Source organism: Pseudomonas sp. SbOxS1, assembly GCF_013416725.1.
GTDB lineage: Bacteria > Pseudomonadota > Gammaproteobacteria > Pseudomonadales > Pseudomonadaceae > Aquipseudomonas.
Window position 1 is genome coordinate 176335 of the sequence record NZ_JAAVXC010000033.1, and the last position, 20894, is coordinate 197228.

General features: G+C 61.2%; 15 protein-coding genes and 2 pseudogenes. 11 read left to right on the forward strand and 6 right to left on the reverse strand.

Annotation, left to right across the window (positions count from 1 at the left end):
• The first annotated feature begins 28 nt into the window (after positions 1 to 28).
• The 5 genes and pseudogenes from HFK74_RS26415 (at position 29) to HFK74_RS26430 (ending at position 8507) form a co-directional block, all read left to right on the forward strand.
• Positions 29 to 1021 (forward strand): AraC family transcriptional regulator, encoded by a 993-nt coding sequence (locus HFK74_RS26415; protein WP_180206032.1) that lies wholly within the window; start codon positions 29 to 31, stop codon positions 1019 to 1021.
• A 406-nt stretch (positions 1022 to 1427) separates the two neighbouring features.
• Positions 1428 to 2456, forward strand: a complete 1029-nt coding sequence (locus HFK74_RS26420) for a histone deacetylase family protein (protein ID WP_180206033.1) — start codon at positions 1428 to 1430, stop codon at positions 2454 to 2456.
• Positions 2457 to 2473: 17 nt separating this feature from the next.
• A complete protein-coding gene (locus HFK74_RS26425) occupies positions 2474 to 3574 on the forward strand; it encodes a polyamine ABC transporter substrate-binding protein (protein WP_180206034.1) in 1101 nt (366 codons plus the stop codon).
• 57 nt (positions 3575 to 3631) lie between these two features.
• Positions 3632 to 3712: pseudogene (locus HFK74_RS33300) on the forward strand (outer membrane lipoprotein carrier protein LolA); the annotation flags it as partial.
• A 217-nt stretch (positions 3713 to 3929) separates the two neighbouring features.
• The gene (locus HFK74_RS26430) at positions 3930 to 8507 is read left to right on the forward strand and encodes a DUF6543 domain-containing protein (protein ID WP_180206035.1); all 4578 of its coding nucleotides are present in this window, start codon (positions 3930 to 3932) and stop codon (positions 8505 to 8507) included.
• 31 nt (positions 8508 to 8538) lie between these two features.
• On the opposite strand, the gene HFK74_RS26435 is transcribed toward HFK74_RS26430, so the two are convergent.
• Positions 8539 to 10068, reverse strand: a complete 1530-nt coding sequence (locus HFK74_RS26435) for a PLP-dependent aminotransferase family protein (RefSeq protein ID WP_180206036.1) — start codon at positions 10066 to 10068, stop codon at positions 8539 to 8541.
• 90 nt (positions 10069 to 10158) lie between these two features.
• On the opposite strand from HFK74_RS26435, the gene HFK74_RS26440 reads away from it, so the two are divergent.
• From HFK74_RS26440 to HFK74_RS26450, 3 genes are read left to right on the forward strand one after another with little or no spacing between them, the layout of a single operon-like run.
• Positions 10159 to 10782 (forward strand): FMN-binding negative transcriptional regulator, encoded by a 624-nt coding sequence (locus HFK74_RS26440; protein WP_180206037.1) that lies wholly within the window; start codon positions 10159 to 10161, stop codon positions 10780 to 10782.
• A 9-nt stretch (positions 10783 to 10791) separates the two neighbouring features.
• The gene (locus tag HFK74_RS26445; protein ID WP_180206038.1) at positions 10792 to 11238 is read left to right on the forward strand and encodes a GNAT family N-acetyltransferase; all 447 of its coding nucleotides are present in this window, start codon (positions 10792 to 10794) and stop codon (positions 11236 to 11238) included.
• Positions 11239 to 11255: 17 nt separating this feature from the next.
• Entirely contained in the window at positions 11256 to 11927 is a 672-nt protein-coding gene (locus HFK74_RS26450; protein WP_180206039.1) for a GNAT family N-acetyltransferase, read from the forward strand.
• Positions 11928 to 11976: 49 nt separating this feature from the next.
• Here HFK74_RS26450 and HFK74_RS26455 read toward each other — a convergent pair whose 3' ends face one another.
• A complete protein-coding gene (locus HFK74_RS26455) occupies positions 11977 to 12687 on the reverse strand; it encodes a FadR/GntR family transcriptional regulator (protein WP_180206063.1) in 711 nt (236 codons plus the stop codon).
• Positions 12688 to 13060: 373 nt separating this feature from the next.
• On the opposite strand from HFK74_RS26455, the pseudogene HFK74_RS33305 reads away from it, so the two are divergent.
• From HFK74_RS33305 to gudD, 3 genes and pseudogenes are all read left to right on the forward strand, one after another.
• Positions 13061 to 13171, forward strand: a pseudogene (locus tag HFK74_RS33305) (5-dehydro-4-deoxyglucarate dehydratase); the annotation flags it as partial.
• 104 nt (positions 13172 to 13275) lie between these two features.
• A complete protein-coding gene (locus HFK74_RS26460; RefSeq protein ID WP_180206040.1) occupies positions 13276 to 14640 on the forward strand; it encodes an MFS transporter in 1365 nt (454 codons plus the stop codon).
• A gap of 42 nt (positions 14641 to 14682) precedes the next feature.
• A complete protein-coding gene (gene gudD, locus HFK74_RS26465; RefSeq protein WP_180206041.1) occupies positions 14683 to 16035 on the forward strand; it encodes a glucarate dehydratase in 1353 nt (450 codons plus the stop codon).
• Positions 16036 to 16072: 37 nt separating this feature from the next.
• Here the strand turns inward: gudD and HFK74_RS26470 are convergent, their stop codons facing one another.
• The 4 genes from HFK74_RS26470 to HFK74_RS26485 all read right to left on the reverse strand — a co-directional run bounded on the left by HFK74_RS26470 (position 16073) and on the right by HFK74_RS26485 (position 20783).
• A complete protein-coding gene (locus HFK74_RS26470) occupies positions 16073 to 17071 on the reverse strand; it encodes a 3-hydroxybutyryl-CoA dehydrogenase (RefSeq protein ID WP_180206042.1) in 999 nt (332 codons plus the stop codon).
• Positions 17071 to 18177 (reverse strand): NAD/NADP-dependent octopine/nopaline dehydrogenase family protein, encoded by a 1107-nt coding sequence (locus HFK74_RS26475; protein ID WP_180206043.1) that lies wholly within the window; start codon positions 18175 to 18177, stop codon positions 17071 to 17073. The genes HFK74_RS26470 and HFK74_RS26475 overlap by 1 nt, the downstream gene beginning before the upstream one ends.
• Before the next feature lie 96 nt (positions 18178 to 18273).
• The gene (locus HFK74_RS26480) at positions 18274 to 19248 is read right to left on the reverse strand and encodes an AraC family transcriptional regulator (RefSeq protein ID WP_180206044.1); all 975 of its coding nucleotides are present in this window, start codon (positions 19246 to 19248) and stop codon (positions 18274 to 18276) included.
• A 173-nt stretch (positions 19249 to 19421) separates the two neighbouring features.
• Positions 19422 to 20783, reverse strand: a complete 1362-nt coding sequence (locus HFK74_RS26485) for an MFS transporter (protein ID WP_180206045.1) — start codon at positions 20781 to 20783, stop codon at positions 19422 to 19424.
• Positions 20784 to 20894 lie beyond the last annotated feature (111 nt).

A 20894-nucleotide genomic window follows, 5' to 3' on the forward strand; every position in this document is an offset into this window, starting at 1 on the left:
TTCTGGCACCCCCACGCCGGAATCGAGCATGCTCCACTCCCACCTCACCACCCTCAACGCCGTTTCCCTGGTGCTCGACACCTTCAAGGCCCAAGGCCTGCCCAGCGACACCCTGCTCGCCGGCAGTGGCATCTGCGCCGCGGATCTGGCCCGGGCGGACACGCGTATCACCACCAATCAAGAGATGCAGGTCTGCGCCAACGCCGTCGCCCTCAAGCACGATATCGGCCTGGAACTGGGTCGACGCATGCACGTTTCGTCCTACGGCATGCTCGGCTACGCCTTGCTCACCAGTGCCACCTTCGGTGACGCATTGCGCCTGGCGATGCGTTATCCGGCGCTGTTGGGAACACTTTTCGAACTGAGCCTGGAAGAGGACGACGAGCGTGTCTGGTTTGTCGCTGCTGATTATCGAGAGAGTCCGGCGCTGGCGGCGTTCAACGCCGAATTCTGCCTGGTATCGCTGAAGGTCACCTGCGATGACCTGCTCGGTCACCCACTGCCGCTGTTGGCCGCACGCTTCGAGCATGCAGCGCCCGACTATGAAGCGTCCTATTACGATCACTTCAACTGCCCCCTGCATTTCGGGGCGCAGGACAACGCCATCGCGTTCGACAAGCGCTGGCTGGACCAACCTTTGCCCCTGGCCGATGCCATCACCCACCAGGCCATGGCCGAGCGTTGCCGCAAGCAGAATACCGAGTTTACCGGGCGCCAGGCTTGGCTGGGGCGGATCCGCCAGTTGCTCAGTACACAATTGCATGCGGCACCGGGGCTCGAAGGATTGGCCGGGCAGATGAATTGTTCAGCACGCACCTTGCGCCGGCATCTCAAGGATCTGGGTTGCAGCTATCAGGAATTGCTCGATGAGCTCAGGTTCGAGCAGGCCAAGCTGTTGCTCTGTGAAGACCAGATGCCGATCTACCGGATCGCCGAAGCATTGGGTTTCAGCGAGACCGCGAGTTTTCGCCATGCGTTTGTGCGCTGGAGTGGCGTGGCGCCGAGTCAGTTCCGGCCCTGAAGAGCACGTCCTGCCGGTTTACCTACTTCGCAATGCCTGCGTTCGGCCATTGTGGTTTAACGCTTGAAGTGAATACGCCGATCATTCCCACGCTCTGCGTGGGAATGCATCCTGTGACGCTCCGCGTCACCATTGCGCTCGGCTCACGTCATGCGTCGTCAGTGGAACGCGGAGCGTCCCTGGCGGCATTCCCACGCGGAGCATGGGAACGATCACAAATCCCCTCGCCACAGGATTCTTGTTCGCCTGAACATTGTCTAAAGCGAACAGCATTCCATCATCAAGGGGCGAATTTCGGTCAAATATTTTGGCCACATTAATCCCCTTTTGGCCTTTCCTGCCGTTCTCGGAAATCGTCCGCGCCGCAAGACTGTGTGCAACCGAACCCGCTGCGGAGAACAATAAAATGCTGACGATCTACTCGGACGATCACCACCTGCACCACGGCCGATGCGAACTCATCGACGGGCAACTCAAGCCCTGCTTTGAAATGCCTTCGCGTGCCGACCATGTGTTGTCACGTGTGCAAAAGCAGAACCTGGGCCCGGTAGAAGCGCCGAAGGATTTTGGCCTGGGACCCATCGAGCGCATTCACAGCCGCGACTACCTCGACTTTTTCAAAGGCGCCTGGGCGCGCTGGACCGCATTCAACACCGACGGTGACTTGCTGCCCTACACCTGGCCGGCCCGCACCTTGCGTCGCGTCAAGCCCACCAGCCTGCACGGCGAACTGGGCTACTACAGCTTCGACGGCGGCGCGCCGATCACCGCCGGCACCTGGCAAGCCGCGTACAGCGCGGCGCAAGTCGCGCTCACCGCGCAAGCAGAAATCCAGCGCGGCGCCCGCAGTGCCTTCGCCCTGTGCCGTCCACCAGGACACCATGCCGCCAGCGACTTGATGGGTGGCTATTGCTACCTCAACAACGCGGCCATCGCAGCGCAAGCCTTTCTCGACCAGGGCCACAAGAAAGTCGCGATTCTCGACGTCGACTACCACCATGGCAACGGCACCCAGTCGATTTTCTACGAGCGCAGCGACGTGCTGTTCACCTCGATCCATGGCCACCCGGAAGCCGAGTTCCCGTTCTTCCTCGGCTATGAGGACGAGCGCGGCGAAGGCGCCGGTGAAGGCTTCAACTTCAACTATCCTTTGTCCGCCGGCAGCGGCTGGGATACCTGGAGCGCCGCGCTGGAGCAAGCCTGCAACGAGATCGAAACCTATGGCGCCGACATCGTCGTCGTGTCCCTGGGCGTGGATACGTTCAAGGACGACCCGATCTCCCAATTCAAGCTCGACAGCCCCGACTACCTGGCCATGGGCAAACGCATCGCCAAACTTGGCGTGCCGACCCTGTTCGTGATGGAAGGCGGTTACGCGGTAGAAGAGATCGGCATCAACGCCGTCAACGTTCTTGAAGGCTTTGAAAACGCTTAACAAGGAATCGCAAAACCATGAAAAATCTCAAGCGGTTTATCGTTCCGGCCCTGTGCGCCACGGTGCTCGGTAGCGGCGCTCACGCAGAAGAACGAACGTTGCGCGTGTACAACTGGTTCGACTACATCACCCCCAAGGCCCTGGAAGATTTCAAGACCCAGAACCCCCAGACCAAACTGGTCTATGACATCTTCGACACCAACGAAGCACTGGAAGCCAAGCTATTGACCGGCAACTCTGGCTACGACGTGGTGGTACCATCCAACGTGTTCCTGGCCAAGCAAATCGAAGCCGGCGTGTTCCAGCCACTGGATCGCAGCAAGCTGCCGAACTGGAACCACCTCGATCCGAAGCTGATGAAGCTGATCGAGGCCAACGACCCGGGCAACAAGTTCGCCGTCCCGTACATGTACGGCACCATCCTGATCGGTTTCAACCCGGACAAGGTCAAGGCCGCACTCGGTGAAAACGCACCGGTGGATAGCTGGGACCTGATCTTCAAGGAAGAGAACATCAGCAAGCTCAAGCAGTGCGGCGTCGCCCTGCTCGACTCGCCGTCGGAGATCCTGCCCCTGGCCCTGCAACACCTGGGCCTGGACCCCAACAGCAAAAAGCCTGCGGACTACGACAAGGCTGAAGCGCTGCTGATGAAGATCCGGCCGCACATCACCTACTTCCACTCGTCCAAGTACATGGCCGACATCGCCAACGGTGACATCTGCGTCGCCGTCGGATATTCCGGCAGCTTCTCCCAGGCCGCCAACCGCGCCAAGGAAGCCAAGAACGGTGTGGTCGTCGACATGCGCCTGCCCAAGGAAGGCGCGCCGATCTGGTTCGACATGCTCTCCATCCCCAAAGGCGCGAAGAACCCGGAAGACGCCTACACCTTCATCAACTACCTGCTGCAACCCCAGGTGATCGCGCCGGTCAGCGACTTCGTGGGTTATCCAAACCCGAACAAGGACGCCACGGAACTGGTCGACCCGGCGATTCGCAACAACCCGAACCTGTACCCGACCGAAGCGGCGATGGGCACGCTCTACACCCTGCAACCGCTGCCGCGCGATGCCGAACGCGCACGCACCCGGGCCTGGACCAAGATCAAGTCGGGGACTTGAAACGATACGTAGGGAACTGAAAAAACGCAGAATCCTGTGGGAGCGAGCCTGCTCGCGATGGTCGTCAACGATGATGCTGGTCACCTGACACCCCTCGGTGCTCTCAGGTTCATCGCGAGCAGGCTCGCTCCCACAGTGGATCAGGTACATCCGCAAGCGAATGGTTGGCTATGAGACCGCCTTCGCTGGCAAGCCAGCTCCCTACAGTAGGTCGGTGCGCCCCGAACAAGCCGGCCCCCACAAGCTTCTTTTTTACCTGCAATAACTATCTACCACCTCCCACCCTCGCCCGCCCTCTACCGTGCCCGAACCCCGCGCTGTCCCGTCAGCGCTTCACCGGACACAGGAAACGGCCATGCCCGATACGCCCCCCAGCAATCCCGACGACATACTGACTCAACTGGTGACCGGCCCCTCGATCAGGGAAGTCGCCTCGACATCGATCCGCACCGCCCTCGACACCGAGTATCCGCAACTGCACATCGATCCAAACCTGACCATGGTGGCTACACCCGCCTGGACCATCACCGATAACCAGGTCTTGCCCGGCAGCACCCGGTTCGAATCCCTGACCGACGCCCTGGTACGGCTCGTCCTGTCCGGCGCGACAGCCACCTACATCGACGGGGAACACTTCCTGACCCGGCAACCGGGTGTCGAGCCGGGCACCAAGCTCCCGGTAAAGATCGATGCCATCGGCTGCCTGCTCAATCGCCTGGCCCGGCTGTTTTTCGTGGCCTATCAGGAGCAGCAACTGGACTACTGGAATGAAACCGTCGCCCTCGAAAAACCGCGCTGGCATCAGATCAGCGAAGCCCTGCACGGCGTGTGGAACGATGACAAACCCAATGACTGGGACGAAGACCAACGGGCCCTGGCCCAGACCGTCTACGACTACCCGCAACAGGCCGTTCGCCAGGCCCACGACAAATACCAGACACGGGCTTGCCTGATCGACATCGACGACCTCGATCAACAGCGCAGCGAGCACCGGCACCTGATGGACACCGCCGTCATTGTCGGCACGCTGGGAGAACGCACGCTGGTCGTTACGCATTCGATCACCGAAGGATTCGGTCACTACGACTCGTTGGCGGCATTGGGCGAAGCCCTTCGCGGGCGTGTCACTTCATCGGCATATGCTCAACGGCTGCAGTGGCGCCTTTACGAACCCACCGGGAACTTTTTCGACCAGCAGGCCTGTGCGTTGATCGCACTGGAAATCCGGGCCATCGGCTCGCTCACTGAGAAGGCGATACCGACACTGGCCCCACGGGTCGCAGCGGCACCCGGACATTTCGAAAAGCTCGTGCAACAGCAGCCCACACGTTTCAGCCAGGTCCGGCATCAGCTACAGGACTGGCTGCTCGATGCCTCGGCGGTAGACCTCACTCGCTACAGTCGGCACTTGATGGACCTGGCGTTGTTACGCGAGCAGCATGCAGGAAAGTCGTTCAACGATGGCATTGCTACGCTGCGCGAATTCACCCTTGAGGCCTTGCGAGATCAGATGACAAAGGATCATCCACAAGCCTCCCTGCCGCGCCTGGAAGACGTTGAAATCAGCAGCACACGCCCGGTGATCTTCGGGACATTCGCGGTGCCGGGCAAGACCGAAACCGTCACGCTGACACTCGTCGACCTGGCGTTGCAGAACCTGTCAGCCCTGCCCTGGGGTAACAAAACCGTGCAATACAGTGACGGCTCGACGGTGGCGCCATGGTTGACGCCGGCCTATCTGGACAGCCTGGTGAGCGCCGTGAACATCGGCGAAACCTACCCCGGCCTGATCAAGCGCACACTGCTCGACGACCCGAAGGAAAAGGCCCGCCGCGGGCAACTCTACGCCGAGGACCTGCGCATCCAACTCCCGCTGCAAACGCTGCAATCGAAGATCCGTGGCGAAGCCGGCATCGATGACCTGGGTTATCGGTATGTCGTCGCGGCCTTGCAGGAGAGCGCCGCGGATCGATATGTCGAGGGGCTGGAAATCATCATCCGTCCACTGGCTTTCATTCCAGGCGGACGCAACGGCGGCCAGGCTGACGAAGTTGCCAACATGTTCGTGATCGGGCCGCGACACGTGGAAAAAGGTCCATGCCTGCTATATCGGCCACTGCTCGATCAGCCGCTGTTGCAATACCCCGGCGAAGCGAACCTGCTGTACGCCATCAAGCACGACAAGGCGTTGCGCCAGTCGGTCCTGGCCTGGTTGGCCGATGACGTTCGCTTTAACTACTCGCAATACGTGTTCCCGGGCGAGTTGCCCTCCGTCTGGACCTTGTCCCAATGGCTGGTCGAACCAGGCTCGGTGCTGGGGATGATGGGCGCAGTGACCCTGGGCTCGTCGCCGGTACCGCAACCCGCCTTGCCGGCACTGTTCAACGCCAACGCCAACGCCTTGATCACCCTGGCCGACCGGCAGTCGGTGTCCAATGCGCAAAACCGCTGGGCGACCCTCAAACAAGCGGCCTGGATGCTGTTCAATGTGACCTTGCCCTTTCTCGGACGAGCGACGGCGGCTGCCGCCTGGATCTGGCAGATCATGGACGACCTGGACCAGGCGAGTGAGGCCCGGGAAGCGGATGATTCCGAGCATGAATGGACCGCTCTGACCGACCTGTTCCTGACCCTGGGCATGGTCCTGGCGCACTACGCCGCCACGCGCAACAAACCACGCACCCCGCGCCTTGAGAGCGCCGCGCCAGCGCCTGAAAAACCGGTCGCGACCCTCACCATCACGCAAATGCCCGATATCGTCGCTCCCCAGTTGCCCGACAACCATCCGACACCCCTGCACACCATCGGCGCTTTGCCGCAAGCGAGCCTGGCAACCGTGCTGGACCGTCTGGCGATCGCCAAGCCCTCCGGGATCGAAAACCCGTCGAGCGCACCCGGCCCCTACCGCTATCTGAGCCCGCTCAGGCAAAAGTGGTATGCCCAGGTCGGCCAGCGCTGGTTCGAGGTCTGGCTCAACGACGATGGCGATGTGCAAATCATCGACTCGCGCATCACACCGTCACGCACAGGTCCCCTGCTGATTCATTCTGCGCAGGGACAATGGTTCATCGATACGCGTTTGCGACTGCGCGGCGGAGGCCGCAGTCGAAAAGCGCTCGTACTGCAAAACCAGCAACGCAAGGCCTCGCTGAAACTGCAACTGACAACGTTTGAAAGTCGCAAAACCCAGCTGATGCAGGCGCTCGATGCCGCGCAGAAGGCCGTGAAGGCGCCCGCCACGGACGTGGCCGACCCCCATCGGCAACGCCTGATCGAGACACTGGATGCACATCTGGCCGAGTTCGGCACTTTCATCGAACAGCTCAAGACCTACAACAGCATTGAATCGATCACCAACTACCGCGCGGTCCTGGTCGACTGCCTGGAACACCAGTTGTATCTGACGCAGACGTGGTTCGATCATCAAGACGGCGTGTTTGGCGAACGCATACGTCGATCCTTCGCGTTGCAGGCCAACGAACCGGTCGACGGCACACACACACCGCGCCAGACTCACCAGCTCACCAGTGACCTGACCCAGGGTTTTATCGACAAGATCGAGTTTGCCCAGGCACGCATCGAAGAGCTGAAACGGCTGGGCAAGGCCGGGGCCGAAGTGGCCCGAAAGAGCCAGGCAGCGCTGCCCCGTTTTGCGCTGCAGGATCTGAAACTGTTCCAGATCAGCCTTGCCCAGGAACTCTGCCTGAGTGACAGCGCCACGGTGGACACGGCACCAGCCCGACAAGCCATGAAACAACTTGCCGAGGACACGGGCTTGACCATTCAGTCTTCGCTGGAGCTCGCCAAGCAGGACGATGCACTGCCGCTGCTTGAGCGGATCGACGGCTTCAATGATTTGGTGGAACAGTTCGCCATCCTCGACCTGCGGATACTCGACCTGCCTGATGAATATCCGCGGCAGTTGCTGCAAACACCACTGGACCTCATGCGCCAGCGCATCGAAGTATTCAAGGAGCAGAGCGTGAAACAGCTCGGCGGGCTTCTGCATGAGCGCAAGTCACTTGAACCGACACCGGGCCCTTCTCGCCCTGCCCCTGCCTCAAAGCGCATCATCAAGACCCGTTACAAAGGCACGGTGGTTGGCAAACCCCGTGCCCACACGGCGGCCGACAACACCGAATGGGTCGATGTGATATCGCCACTGACCAACAAGGTCACCGCGACATTCCACAGGAAAACACCCGGGGCCTGGCTCGAGCATGAACTCGCACCAGAACAGGCCCCTGCCCAGGTGCGACCCGATCTGCAAACCAGCGTCCAGAAGGGACAGATGCTGCTGGATAATTTGCAGTCGTTCATCCAACGAACCGAGGGTCACTCAAAGGTGGCGGGACGCAATCCCACGGAAATCGAGGAAATGTTTCAACAGCAAGCCGGTCGCCTGCGAAAAGCGGCCGATACGATCGAAGACGCCCTCACCGATAACAACGCGACTGATGACGGGCTGCCATCAGGCGCATTGCTGGCCAAACAGCTCACCGAGCGCGCGACCGAGCTCTTTGAAAAAGGTCGCTTGGCCCGAATCCGCATGACCAAGGAACAGCCCCCCACCGCGGCTCGCGTGAAATGGCTGATGAGCAAAAAACTGATCAGCATCGCCAAGACATCCGGCCGGCGTCGACTCAAGGGGCACAAGAACGATTATCTCGAAGAATACGAGATACGCGAACATGGCACGGCAAAGGTGCTTTGGTACGCCCACTTTCACTATTCGGGCCCGGACACTGCTCCTAAAACCTGGACCGCAGCCCATCTGAAAACTGAATCCCAACGTCTGCTCGGTGGTGCAGTGGATAAGCGCGCAGCTGTCTCCAATAATGAGTTGATCAATATTTATCGCAGTGAAATAAGATCAGATCTGGCGGATGAGTTGTTCTTGTCAACAAACGAACAACCCGCTTCGGGGTCCTGAACGGCACCCCTGCTTGCCAGGACTCGCGCCTTCAGCGAGTCCTGCGCCAGACCTTGTTCAATCGTTCAAGTGCCGCGCTGATCGCCTCCTCCGGCACCGCGGCAAACCCCAATACAAGTCCCGCGCGTTGATCGGGAGTGTTGTTCGAATCCGCCAGCCAGTAGTTGCTCAGGCCATTGATCTCGACATCGACGCTGGCCGCGGCCGCTATCAGTTCTTGTTCGCGGGCTTGAGTGTCGACCGCCACCGTCATGTGCAATCCGGCTGCCACGCTGGGCAGTTGGCCGACACCGGCAATGTCCGCGGGCCAATGGGCCAATAGCGTGTTGCGCCGGCTCAACGCGGCACGACGCATGCGCCGCACGTGGCGCTGAAAATGTCCGGCGGCCATGAACTCGGCCATCACCGCCTGGGTGCTCACCTCGGAGTGCCGGACATCCACCGCCCGCCGCTGGGCAAACGCCTCGACCAATGCCGGCGGCAGCACCAGGTAACCCAGGCGCAGGGCCGGAAAGGCCACTTTGCCGAACGTACCGACATAGAGTACCCGCCCATGCCGATCGAGCGCCGCCAGGGGTGCCAGCGGTGCGCCGCTGTATCGGTACTCACCGTCATAATCGTCCTCGACGATCCAGCCCTGGCTGCGCTCGGCCCAGGCCAGCAACTCCAGGCGTCGGGCCAGGCTCATCACCACGCCCAAGGGGTATTGATGCGAGGGCGTCACGTAGGCCAGGCGACAATCGTCCAGGCGCGCCAGTTCGCTGCAGTCAATGCCCTCGCTGTCCACCGCGATGCCGTGCAATCGCCCACCGGCCACCGCAAACGCATGACCGGCCGCCCGATACCCGGGGTTTTCAACCGCCACCCCATCCCCCGGCTCCACCAGCAACTGCGCGCACAGGCTGATGCCTTGCTGCGCGCCGCTGGTCACGACAATTTGCTCCGCCGTGCACTGCATGCCGCGAGAACTGCGCAAGTACGCCGCGATCATGCCGCGCAATCGCGCATCGCCCTGGGGCGCGCCGTAACACAGCTGCTGCAGATCCGGTTTGCGCCAGAACGCCGCGTTCAGCTTGGCCCACACCTCGAACGGAAACAGATCGAATGCCGGTACGCCGACCCGAAAGGCACGGGGCGGACCACTCGGAGGCGTCGGCAAATGGTTGTTTTCCACCCGCGCCAATGCGCCGCTGCGAGCGACTTTAGCGGTCGCTGCTGGCACTTCCAGCCCCTTGGCAGAGGCGCCGGGCGGCACTTTCGGCGCTGCTTTCCTGCCCGGCAACGGCGCCTGGGGCAATTGCGCGACATAGGTCCCGTCACCCACCCGCCCTTCGATAAACCCTTCGGCGTAGAGCTGGTCGTAGGCCCGCACCACGCTATTACGGGAAATCGCCAGGGCCGCCGCCAGATCCCGACTCGCCGGCAATCGCGTACCGCTGGCCAGGCGCCCGTCGAGCACCCGTACCCGCAAGGCCTGATAGAGCTGGCGACTCAAGCCCTGGCGGCGATCAAGCTCGATACCTGCCGGGTTGAAGGACAGGGACAGCGGCGCATCCGTCATGGTAATGGACCTATGAAATTTGTCATTAATGGCTCTTACAACAGACCAATAGCCTGCCTAGGATGCAGACATTCGCCAAGGAATATTTCCATGTATACGCCCCGCGCCTTTGCCTTCAACGATTTGCATGAACTGCAGCAACAGATCCTCGGCACCCGCCTCGCCGTGCTGGTTACCCATGGCGAACAGGGCCTGCAAGCCAGTCATCTGCCCTTGCTGCTCAAAACCGACGAGGGTCCGAACGGCACCCTGTATGGCCATTTCGCCAAGGCCAACCCACAGTGGAAGGCACTGCAGGACGGCGCCGAAGCACTGGTCATTTTTGCCGGCGCCGATGCCTATGTGAGCCCCGGGTTCTACCCGAGCAAAGCAGAGGACGGCAAAGTCGTGCCAACCTGGAACTACGTGGCCGTGCATGCCTATGGCAGCGCTGAAGTGTTCACCGATGCCGAGCGTCTGCGCTCACTGGTCGGCGCCTTGACCGATCGCCATGAAGCCGGTCGCGTGCAACCGTGGAAAGTCGCCGATGCCCCCGCCGATTACATCGACGGCATGCTCAAGGCCATCGTCGGTTTCGCCCTGCCGATCCAGCGCCTGGAAGGCAAACGCAAGCTCAGCCAGAACCGCAACGCCGCCGACATCGCAGGCGTGCGCGCAGGGCTGGCCGCCAGCCCTGATGCACACGACCAGGCCCTCGCCCACTTGATGCCCTAAGGAATGAACATGAGCCAGATCGACATCCGCCAGGTCAGCGCCGACGACCACGCCGCATGGCTGCCGCTGTGGCACGCCTACCTGCGTTTCTACAACACCGAACTGCCAGACACCGTCAGCCAAAGCACCTGGCAGCGCCTGCTCGACTCGAACGAACCCACCCACGCCGCCCTCGCCTGGGCCGACGGCAAGGCGGTGGGCATGGTGCATTTCATCTACCATCGTTCCAACTGGAGCATTGAAAACGCCTGCTACCTGCAGGATCTGCTGGTGACACCCGAATCCCGTGGCACCGGCGTTGGTCGCCAGCTGATCGAATTCGTCTACGCCACGGCCAAGACCGACGGCTGCAACAAGGTGCATTGGCTGACCCACGAAACCAACGCCACCGCGATCCAGCTCTACGAGCGCATTGCCGAGCGTCCGGGTTTCATCCAGTTTCGCAAAGCCATCTAAGGTTCAAGGAGAACAGCATGCCGACTTCACTCGCCGACTGGAAAGGCGTCCCTTCCCCGACAGTCCAACTGATCGAAGGGCGTTTCATCCGCCTGGAAAAACTCGACCCGGCGCGCCACGGCGACGACTTGTTCAACGCCCTGCAAGGTCCAGGTGCCGATCCGAAACTTTGGGATTACCTGCCTTACGGCCCCTTCCCGGAACGCAGCGCATTCAACGACTGGCTGGACAACCACGCCGCCAGCAGCGACCCCTACTTTTTCAGCGTGATCGACCGCGCCAGCGGCGAAGTCCAAGGCATCCTCAGCCTGATGTCGATCGTCCCGGCCCAGGGCCGCATCGAAATTGGCCACGTCACCTTCGGCGCGCCGATGCAACGCTCACCCAGGAGCACCGAGGCCGTCTACCTGCTGGCCAAGGAATCGTTCGCCCTCGGCTACCGGCGCCTCGAGTGGAAATGCAACAACGACAACGCCCGCTCCAAGTACGCGGCCGAGCGCCTGGGCTTCAGCTTCGAAGGCGTGTTCCGCCAGCATATGGTGGTCAAGGGACAGAACCGCGATACCGCCTGGTATTCGATCATCGACTCGGAATGGCCGGCGATTGGCGCCGGGTTCGAACGCTGGTTGAGTGATGAAAACCAGACGGATTCGGGGCAGGTGAAAGGGTTGGCGGAGTGTCGAGGGTAAAACATCGGTGAGGGAGTGGAGGCTCCCTCATTGCGGCTTCAGAGCCACTTCAATCTCCCGAAAACCGATCCCGGCTGTTCGTCAGGTGCAGCACCATCGCCGCTCGAGCCGCATCGGGATCCTGGCGCTTGATCGCGTTGAAAATCGCTTCATGCTCCAGGTTCGCCAGGTGCCCCAATTGCGCAAAGTCGGCGCCTCCGCGCTCGTCGACCTTCACCTGGGTACGGGGAATCATGGCATTGCCCAAGTGCTGCATGATTTCCGTGAAAAACGTATTGCCGGTCGCCTCGGCAATGATCTGGTGAAAGCGCTTGTCCTCCTCGACGCAACTGTCGTTGTTGGCCAACGAAGCCTGGTAATCACTCAAGGCCTGGCGCATGCGCGCGAGCTGATCGTCCGTGCGGCGAACGGCTGCCAGCGCAACGGCCTGCACCTCCAGGCCCAATCTCAGTTCCAGCATGCTCCTGACTTTTGCAACCGTATCCACATGCAGGCGCAGCCCTGGCTGGGAGGGTTGCTCCAGCACAAATGTGCCGATGCCGTGGCGTGTTTCCACCAGACCTGAAGCCTGCAGCTTGGAGATAGCCTCCCGGACAACGGTACGACTCACGCCATGCTCGAGAACGATGGTCGATTCCGAGGGCAGCTTTTCGCCTGGCTTCAATTGTCCGAGCAAGATGCGCTGGGTCAGTGCTTCCACCACGCCCTGAGCCAGATTACTGGATCGTCTACGGACAGGGGTTCCGCTTTCAATTTGCATAGGTTTGAGTCCACAGATTTTCGCTTCAGAGAGCTTAACACCCACCAGGGAGTCTCTGGCGAAATGCGAACGTACACTGCTGTGTTGAATTACAAAACGGCCATATCTTGTATGACAACACACCTATAACCCTCAAATTGAGCGCCCCTCACCAACACGCGATCGAGACGCCAATGCCGCGTCGCCCCGCCCATGACCGCCCAAAAACCCCAGCAAACACTGATAGAAATAATCGAAAAAGCGGTTATTACGCCCTCGTTATGAAATAAAACACCGACCATCGCATTGCAGCAAAGAAAAACCACTTGTATGATGTCTATCAACTAGAGCGCACCAGACATCACAACAAAAACCAGCGATGCAGGCGAATCAGATGAATCAACAACTCAAGTCCATCCTCCCGAAAGACCTCCTGTCTTTTCCCTTGACCGACTTCGACGCGGCCGGCGATTTGCCTCCTGGCACCTATGCCAAGGCCCTTGAATGACCATGCCTGGCGTCCAGTAATTCGCTCCGCTACAACCGGCGGCCAAGCCGCCGGCGACACGCTCAAACCCGCACAAAAATAATCAGTGGGAGATTTGAATTGTGAACAATTCAAACAATGCATCTGTCGTTGCAGAAGATGATTCGGTTCTCGCGCGCGCCGTGAGTAAAGTGAAGAGACATGTACTCCCGCTTTTCGTGATCATGTTCATCCTCAACTACATCGACCGGGTCAATATCGGTTTCGTGCGCACGCACATGGAACATGACCTCGGTATCGGTGCTGCCGCCTACGGGCTGGGTGCCGGCCTGTTTTTCATCGGCTACGCCCTCTTCGAAGTACCTTCCAACATGCTGCTGCAAAAAGTCGGAGCCCGTATCTGGCTGACGCGCATCATGTTCACCTGGGGCATCGTCGCGACGATGATGGCGTTCATCCAGAACGAAACCCACTTCTACATTCTGCGGTTCTTGCTCGGCGTGGCCGAAGCAGGCTTCTTTCCTGGCGTGATCTACTATTTCACCCGCTGGTTGCCAGGTGTCGAGCGCGGTAAGGCTATTGCCATTTTTCTCAGTGGTTCAGCCGTTGCGTCGCTGATTTCAGGCCCGCTGTCGGGTGTCCTGCTGCAGATTGAAGGCTTTGGTTTTCACGGCTGGCAGTGGATGTTCGCCATCGAAGGCCTGGCCTCTGTCGTTATCGGCGGTTTTGTCTGGTTCTGGCTGGACTCCAAACCCCACGACGCCAAGTGGCTGACGCGTGAAGAGCAAGATGCACTGGTCAGCGCTATCGATCAGGAGCAGCGTGAGCGTGAAGCCCTGACCACCATCAAGCCAACCATCGGCAAGCTTCTCAAGGATCGTCAGATCCTGCTGTTTTGCGCCCTGTACTTCTGCATTCAGCTGACGATCTACGCGGCAACCTTCTGGCTTCCCAGCATCATCAAGAAGATGGGTGACCTGAGTGACGTGCAGGTCGGGTTTTTCAACTCGATTCCCTGGCTGATCTCCATCATCGCCATGTACTCCTTTGCGGCGCTGTCGGGCAAGTTCAAATTCCAGCAGGCCTGGGTCGCCACCGCCCTGTTGATTGCCGCTGCCGGCATGTTCTTGTCCACCACCGGCGGACCGATCTTCGCCTTTGTCGCCATCTGCTTCGCTGCCATCGGCTTCAAGTCCGCGTCCTCATTGTTCTGGCCGATTCCCCAGGGCTACCTGGATGCCCGTATCGCCGCCGCCGTCATCGCGCTGATCAACTCGATCGGCAACCTGGGTGGTTTCGTGGCACCGACGACTTTCGGCTTCCTGGAGCAGACCACCGGCTCGATTCAAGGCGGCCTCTATGGCCTGGCCGGCACCTCGGTACTCGCCGCGATACTGGTGTTTTTTGCCAGGACTTCACCCAAGCCATCCCCGCTGCCGGAATCGCCGAACGCTGCTCCAACGGGTGCGACAGTCAAGGCGCACTGACCCCATTGATCGCTGAACGACCTCTATTCATAGGAACTTGCCATGAACGCTGAACATACTGCCAACGCCACCAAGTCGCCTGTCGTCACCAGTTTTCAAGTGGTACCCGTTGCGGGCCACGACAGCATGCTACTGAACCTGAGCGGCGCCCACGGCCCGTTCTTCACTCGCAACATCGTCATTCTCAAGGACAGCGCCGGTAATACCGGCGTGGGCGAAGTACCGGGTGGCGAACGCATCCGTGAGACCCTCGAAGACGCTCGTAGCCTGGTGATCGGCCAACCCATCGGCCAGTACCAACGCATCCTCAACCAGATGCGTACCACCTTCGCCTCCCGTGATGCAGGCGGCCGCGGCCTGCAAACCTTCGACCTGCGGATCACCATTCATGCCGTGACCGCCATGGAAGCCGCCCTGCTCGATTTGCTGGGTCAATTCCTCGAGGTTCCGGTGGCGGCCTTGTTGGGCGAAGGGCAGCAACGCGATGCGGTGAAAATGCTTGGCTACCTGTTCTACGTCGGTGATCGCCATGCCACGAACCTGGCCTACCGAAACGAGTCCGACGCCGATGATGACTGGTTCCGGTTGCGTCACGAGAAAGCCATGACCGCCGAGGCGGTCGTACGCCTGGCCGAAGCGGCAAAAGCCAAATACGGCTTCAACGACTTCAAGCTCAAGGGCGGTGTGCTCAGCGGCGATGAAGAAATCGAAGCGGTGACGGCACTGGCCGAGCGCTTTCCCGATGCACGCATCACCCTTGACCCCAATGGCGCCTGGTCGCTCAAAGAGGCCATCCGCTTGTGCCGCGATCAGCATCATGTCCTGGCCTACGCCGAAGACCCGTGCGGTGCGGAAAACGGTTACTCGGGCCGCGAAGTCATGGCCGAATTCCGCCGCGCCACAGGACTGAAGACCGCCACCAACATGATCGCGACCGACTGGCGCGAAATGGGCCACGCCATTCAATTACAATCGGTCGACATCCCGCTTGCCGACCCGCACTTCTGGACGATGCAGGGCTCCGTCCGTGTTGCCCAGATGTGTCACGAATGGGGCCTGACCTGGGGTTCTCATTCCAACAACCACTTCGATATCTCCCTGGCCATGTTCACTCAAGTCGCAGCCGCCGCGCCGGGAGAAATCACTGCGATCGACACCCATTGGATCTGGCAGGACGGCCAGCACCTGACCAAGGAGCCGCTGAAAATCGAAGGCGGCTACGTCAAGGTTCCGACCAGGCATGGCCTGGGTGTAGACATCGACATGGACGCGGTGGCCAAGGCCCACGAAGTCTACAAGGGCATGGGGCTCGGCGCGCGGGATGACAGCGTTGCGATGCAGTTCCTGATTCCAGGCTGGAGCTTCAACAACAAGCAACCTTGCCTGGTGCGCTGATCCAGACAGTCAGGGCCCGGCATCCGGGCCCTGCTGCTCAGCCCTGCCGCAACGCCCCATCGAACGCTGGCGTCAACCCCGACGACGCCAGCTTGCTCACAAAGGCGCCGATACGCTGCTGCTTGTAGGCGTCCACGTCCAGCTCACGGTAATCGTAGAAACCCTGGCCATCGCGCAAGCCGTTGCGGCCGTTTTGCATGTTGTCGGCGATCACCTGTGGCGACTCGAAACGCGGTGCCAGCGCGCCACTGAGGTAACGCGAGGCGTAGTAGAGAATATCGCCGCCACCCCAGTCGATGAACTCGAGCAGGCCCAGCACCGAGAAGCGCAAGCCGAAGCCCACGCGTACCGCGGTGTCGATATCTTCGGCGCTGGCCACGCCCTCTTCCACCATCCGCGCGGCTTCATTCATCGCCAGCGCCTGGATGCGCGGCACGATGTAGCCAGCCACCGGATTGCACACCACAGGCACCTTGCCGATGCGCTTGAGCAGTTGCAGCAGGCGCTCGACCACCTGTGGGCAGGTCACTGCGCTGCGGCTGACCTCCACCAGCGGCATCAAGTGCGCGGGATTGAGCCAGTGCGCGTTGACGAAGCGCGCAGGTGTGCTGACCATTTCGCTCAACTCGGTGACCAGGAAGGTCGAGGTGGTCGATGCGATGATCGCCGACGCCGGGACATGCTCGCTGACCCAGGCGAAGGTCTGCTGCTTGACCTCGATGACTTCCGGCACGGCTTCGAACACCAGCTCGCACTGTCTCAATGTCCCGGCGGCCTGGGATCGGGATTGCAGGGTCAGGCGCGATAGCGCGATGTCTGCCTGTTCCGGCTGGAGCATGCCGAGGCGTACCAGCATCTGCAGTTCGCTGCGGATGTTATTGCGCACGCGCTCGAAGTAGCCGTGGCGCTCTTCCTCGGCGCGATCCTTGATGTCGATGAGGGTCACCGGCAGGCCGGCATGGATGAAGGCCAGGGCAATGCCCTCGCCCATCCGCCCGGCGCCGACCACGCTGACAGGGGGCAGCGCGGCGTTCATCAGTTCAATCCCCTGGTCAGGAGTTCGCTCATCTGCACCCGGTCGAGATCGGCCAGGCCAAGGTTCTCCAGGGTACGACCCTCGGCGTAGAGGTCACGTTCGGCGACGACCGAAGCAATGCTCAGCAGGCCCTGGGCAACCGGGGTTGGCACACCGGCCCAGCGCCCGACCGAAACCAGGAAGGACAGGCCCAGACGGGTGTCTTCGAGCATGTAGCGATGTTTCTGCAGGTCGATGTCTTCGCGCCAGTCGCCGCTGTCGGTCAGCTTGCCATGGGCACCGCGACCGTACATCCACTCCTCGCCTTCGCTGGTGTTGTAGTGATCGGCCAGGGGAAAGTGCGGAGCGCCGTAGGTCAGTGCTTCGCGCACGGCCATGCGCTCGGCATCCAGCTGGTTGGTCACGCGACGAATCGACGGCTGGGTGCCTTCGTTGTGAATGTCCCAGGCTTCGAAATGCTCCAGGGGACCGGCGTTCATCATGATCAGTGGCGGGTGGATGATGGGACCTGCGTTCATCAGCGCACCGCTGAGGGCGTCTTCGATCGGCTCGACGCTCGGGTAGGCCTCGCGCAACACCGCAAACGCATGCTCGGACAAATTGCTGGGTAATACGCCGGTCGGCAGGCGGGTGGCGTAGCAACTGATCACCAGATCGCTGGCGCCATGCTTGCGCACCAGATATGGCAGCGTGCCGGTTTCGGCGAAGGCGACCTTGCTCTGGTTGCCCGCGTCGGCCATGGCCTTGGCGAACACGTAGCTGCCAAAGGTGCCTGGCGGCAGGAACACCACCTGGCCGTCGCGCAGATGCGGCGCCACGTGCCGGGCCAGGTCTTCGTGGGAAGTCGACGGCAGCGGGATGATCACCAGTTGCGCGTCGCCCAGGGCTTCGGCGAGATCGTCGGTGAACGACAGTTTGTCGCCCTGCTGGCCGACGGACAATTGGCGAGTGCCCCGATAGTCCTTGATGGTCAGGCTGCCGATGGCCAGCAGTTCCTTGAGCGCGGCCGAATCGCGGCGCCACAGGCGGACCTGATGCCCCTTTTCAGCCATCTCGACAGCAGCGGCGTAGCAGCCATGTCCCCCACCCAGCACGGTAATCTTCATCGAGTTGCTCCTTCTTGTAAGAGACTCGATGCTATCGGGCGGCACCGCCCCGGACTCCTCCGATTGCGCAGCCGACTGACCGATTGCGCACAAGTCTCAATGCTGATGTCGGCGCAGCGTGTCCGACGGCAGGCAGCCATAGCGTTGCCGATAGGCACTGGAGAAATGCCCGAAGCTGTTGATGCCGTGCCGCAACAGGATATCGGTGACGCTATCGCCGGCATTGCCCTGCTGCAGCGAGGCGTGGATCACCGCCAGGCGACGGTCACGGATGTACTCGACCGGCGCTTGCTGGAGAAACTGCTTGAAGCCGTTCTGCAGGGTGCGGGCCGAGACGCCACAGAGCTCGCTGAGGGTCGCCAGGTTGATCGGCTCGCCCAGGTGCTCCTCGATGTAGTCACGGGCCTTCTTCACGTGGTGCGGCAGCGGCGCGTGCGAATCGATCAACAGGTCCGCCGAGTGGTTATGCGGCAGCTGGGTGAGCAGCAGTTGCATCAGGTAGTCGGACAGGCCGCTGGCGAGGCGCGAACCGTCCACGCCGCTGCCGTACAACCGGCAGATGTAGTCCAGGGTGTGATAGAGACTGACGACGCCGGCGCCCAGGGGATCGACGCTGACATCGAAGATCACCGACTGGCGCAGGCTGCGGCCGAGCAGGCGTTGCAGTTGCAGCTGCAGGGCATCGCGGTCGACGCGCAGGATCAGGTTGCGGCACTGCCCGTCGGTGACGATGCGACTTTGCGCGAACGGCGAGGAAACGCTCAGGCAGCCCGACTGCATCGCCGCGCTGCGCCGCCCGTGGGCCACTTCGCATTGCCCCTGCAAGGTGATGCGAAACAGGTACTGATCGGCAATGTCGCCGATGCTGATCTCCACCGGCGCGCCATAGCGCAGGTCGAGCAGCGCCGACGTGCCGAAGAAGACGCCGTTGAGCCGGGTATGGATCGGCTCGTCACGCAGCACGTTGAAGCTGTGGGGACACAGGTAATGGCTGACCTTGTCCTTGATCTCGCGGTAATCGGCCGAGCTGAGCAGGCTGTGCCGTTCCAGCAGGTGTACGTCATTCAACATCAGAGGCTCTCCTGACCTGAAGCGGCTCGGCCCCTGTGGTGAGGGGATTTATCCCCGTTCGGCTGCAGAGCAGTCGTAAATCCGAACAACTCGGTCTGTTTGAACGGACGCTGAGGGCCGCTTCGCAGCCCAACGGGGATGAATCCCCTCGCCACAAATGGACAAGGTTTATGTCATGCCTGGGTCGGATATTCCCGAGCATAGCTTTCGCGGAAACGGCGGCAACCACGCCAAAGCAGGAACACCGTCAACACCGACGCCCCGGCGATCACCAACGACATCGACGAGCCCACCGCCGCCGGCGATCCGAAGTACCGGTCGGTCAACAGCGCCACCAGCGTGGTGCCCAGGCCCAACCCCAGCAGATTGCTGATCAGCAGGAACACCGCCGAGACCTGTGCGCGCACCTGGTTCGGCGCGAGGATCTGCATCGCCGCGGTGGATGCCGGCATCGGGAACGAAGCGAAGAACATCGCCGGCACCAACAGGGTCACCGACAGCCACAGTTGATCGACTTGCGGGAACAGCACGGCGGGTACCACCATGCCCAGGGCACCGATCACGCCAGTGCGCATCGCGGCGTCCTGATGGCCTTTCTTGGCCAGGTAGTCGGTGAGCCATCCGCCAAACAGTACTCCGGTAGTGTTGGCCAGCAACAGCACGGTGCCGAGCATGTAGCCCGCCTCCATGGGCGACAGGCCGAACTTGCGGATATACAGCGCCGGGCTCCAGCTCATCATGCAGAACAGCACCATGGCGTAGAACGAAAAGCCCAGGTAGTGGCAGGTGAAGGTGGCACGGTGGCGAGCCAAAAAGCGCAAGCCATCGCTCATCGCGACCTTCTTGGCCCGCCCCTGGGCATCGACCTGCAGGCCTTTGCGCGCCGGGTCGCGCACGGTGAGCCAGATCAGCAGGCCGACCACGATGCCGGGCAGGCCGACAATGAAGAACGCCAGTTGCCAGGCTTTCATCGCGCCGAGAAAGGCGACCTCGATGGTGTTCATGTCCTTGAGCATGGCGATCACATAGCCGCCCACCAGGAAGGCCAGGCCGCCACCGACGAACGAGCCGATCGAGTAGATGCCCACGGCGCGGCCGAGCTTCTCCTTGGGGAACATGTCGCTGAACATCGAGTAGGCCGAGGGCGACAGGGCCGCCTCGCCGACACCGACGCCAATGCGCGCGAGGAACATGTGCAGGAAGTTCTTGCTCAGGCCGCAGGCAGCCGTCGCCAGGCTCCAGAACACCACGCCGACGGCGATGATCTTCGGTCTGCTGAAGCGGTCGGCCAGGTAGGCGATGGGCATGCCCATGAAGGCGTAGAACAACGAAAAGGCCAGCCCGTGCAACAAGCTGAACTGGGTGTCGCTGATCTGCAAGTCGGCTTTGATCGGTTCGATCATCAGCGCCAGGATCTGCCGATCCACGAATGAAAAGATGTAGGCGATCATGCACAGGCCGACCACGTACCACTCGTAAATGTAGGTTTTCTTCTTCTGCTGCTGCAGGACCGCGTTATCGACCTGGATATTCACTAGTGTTTGCTCCTTCTGGAATCCGCTCATGCGCGCAGTACGTCGGGTGACGGTGCACAAGGCGCCGACTGACAAGTGGGTGGGCAGATGTAAAGGACGAAGGGTTCGATC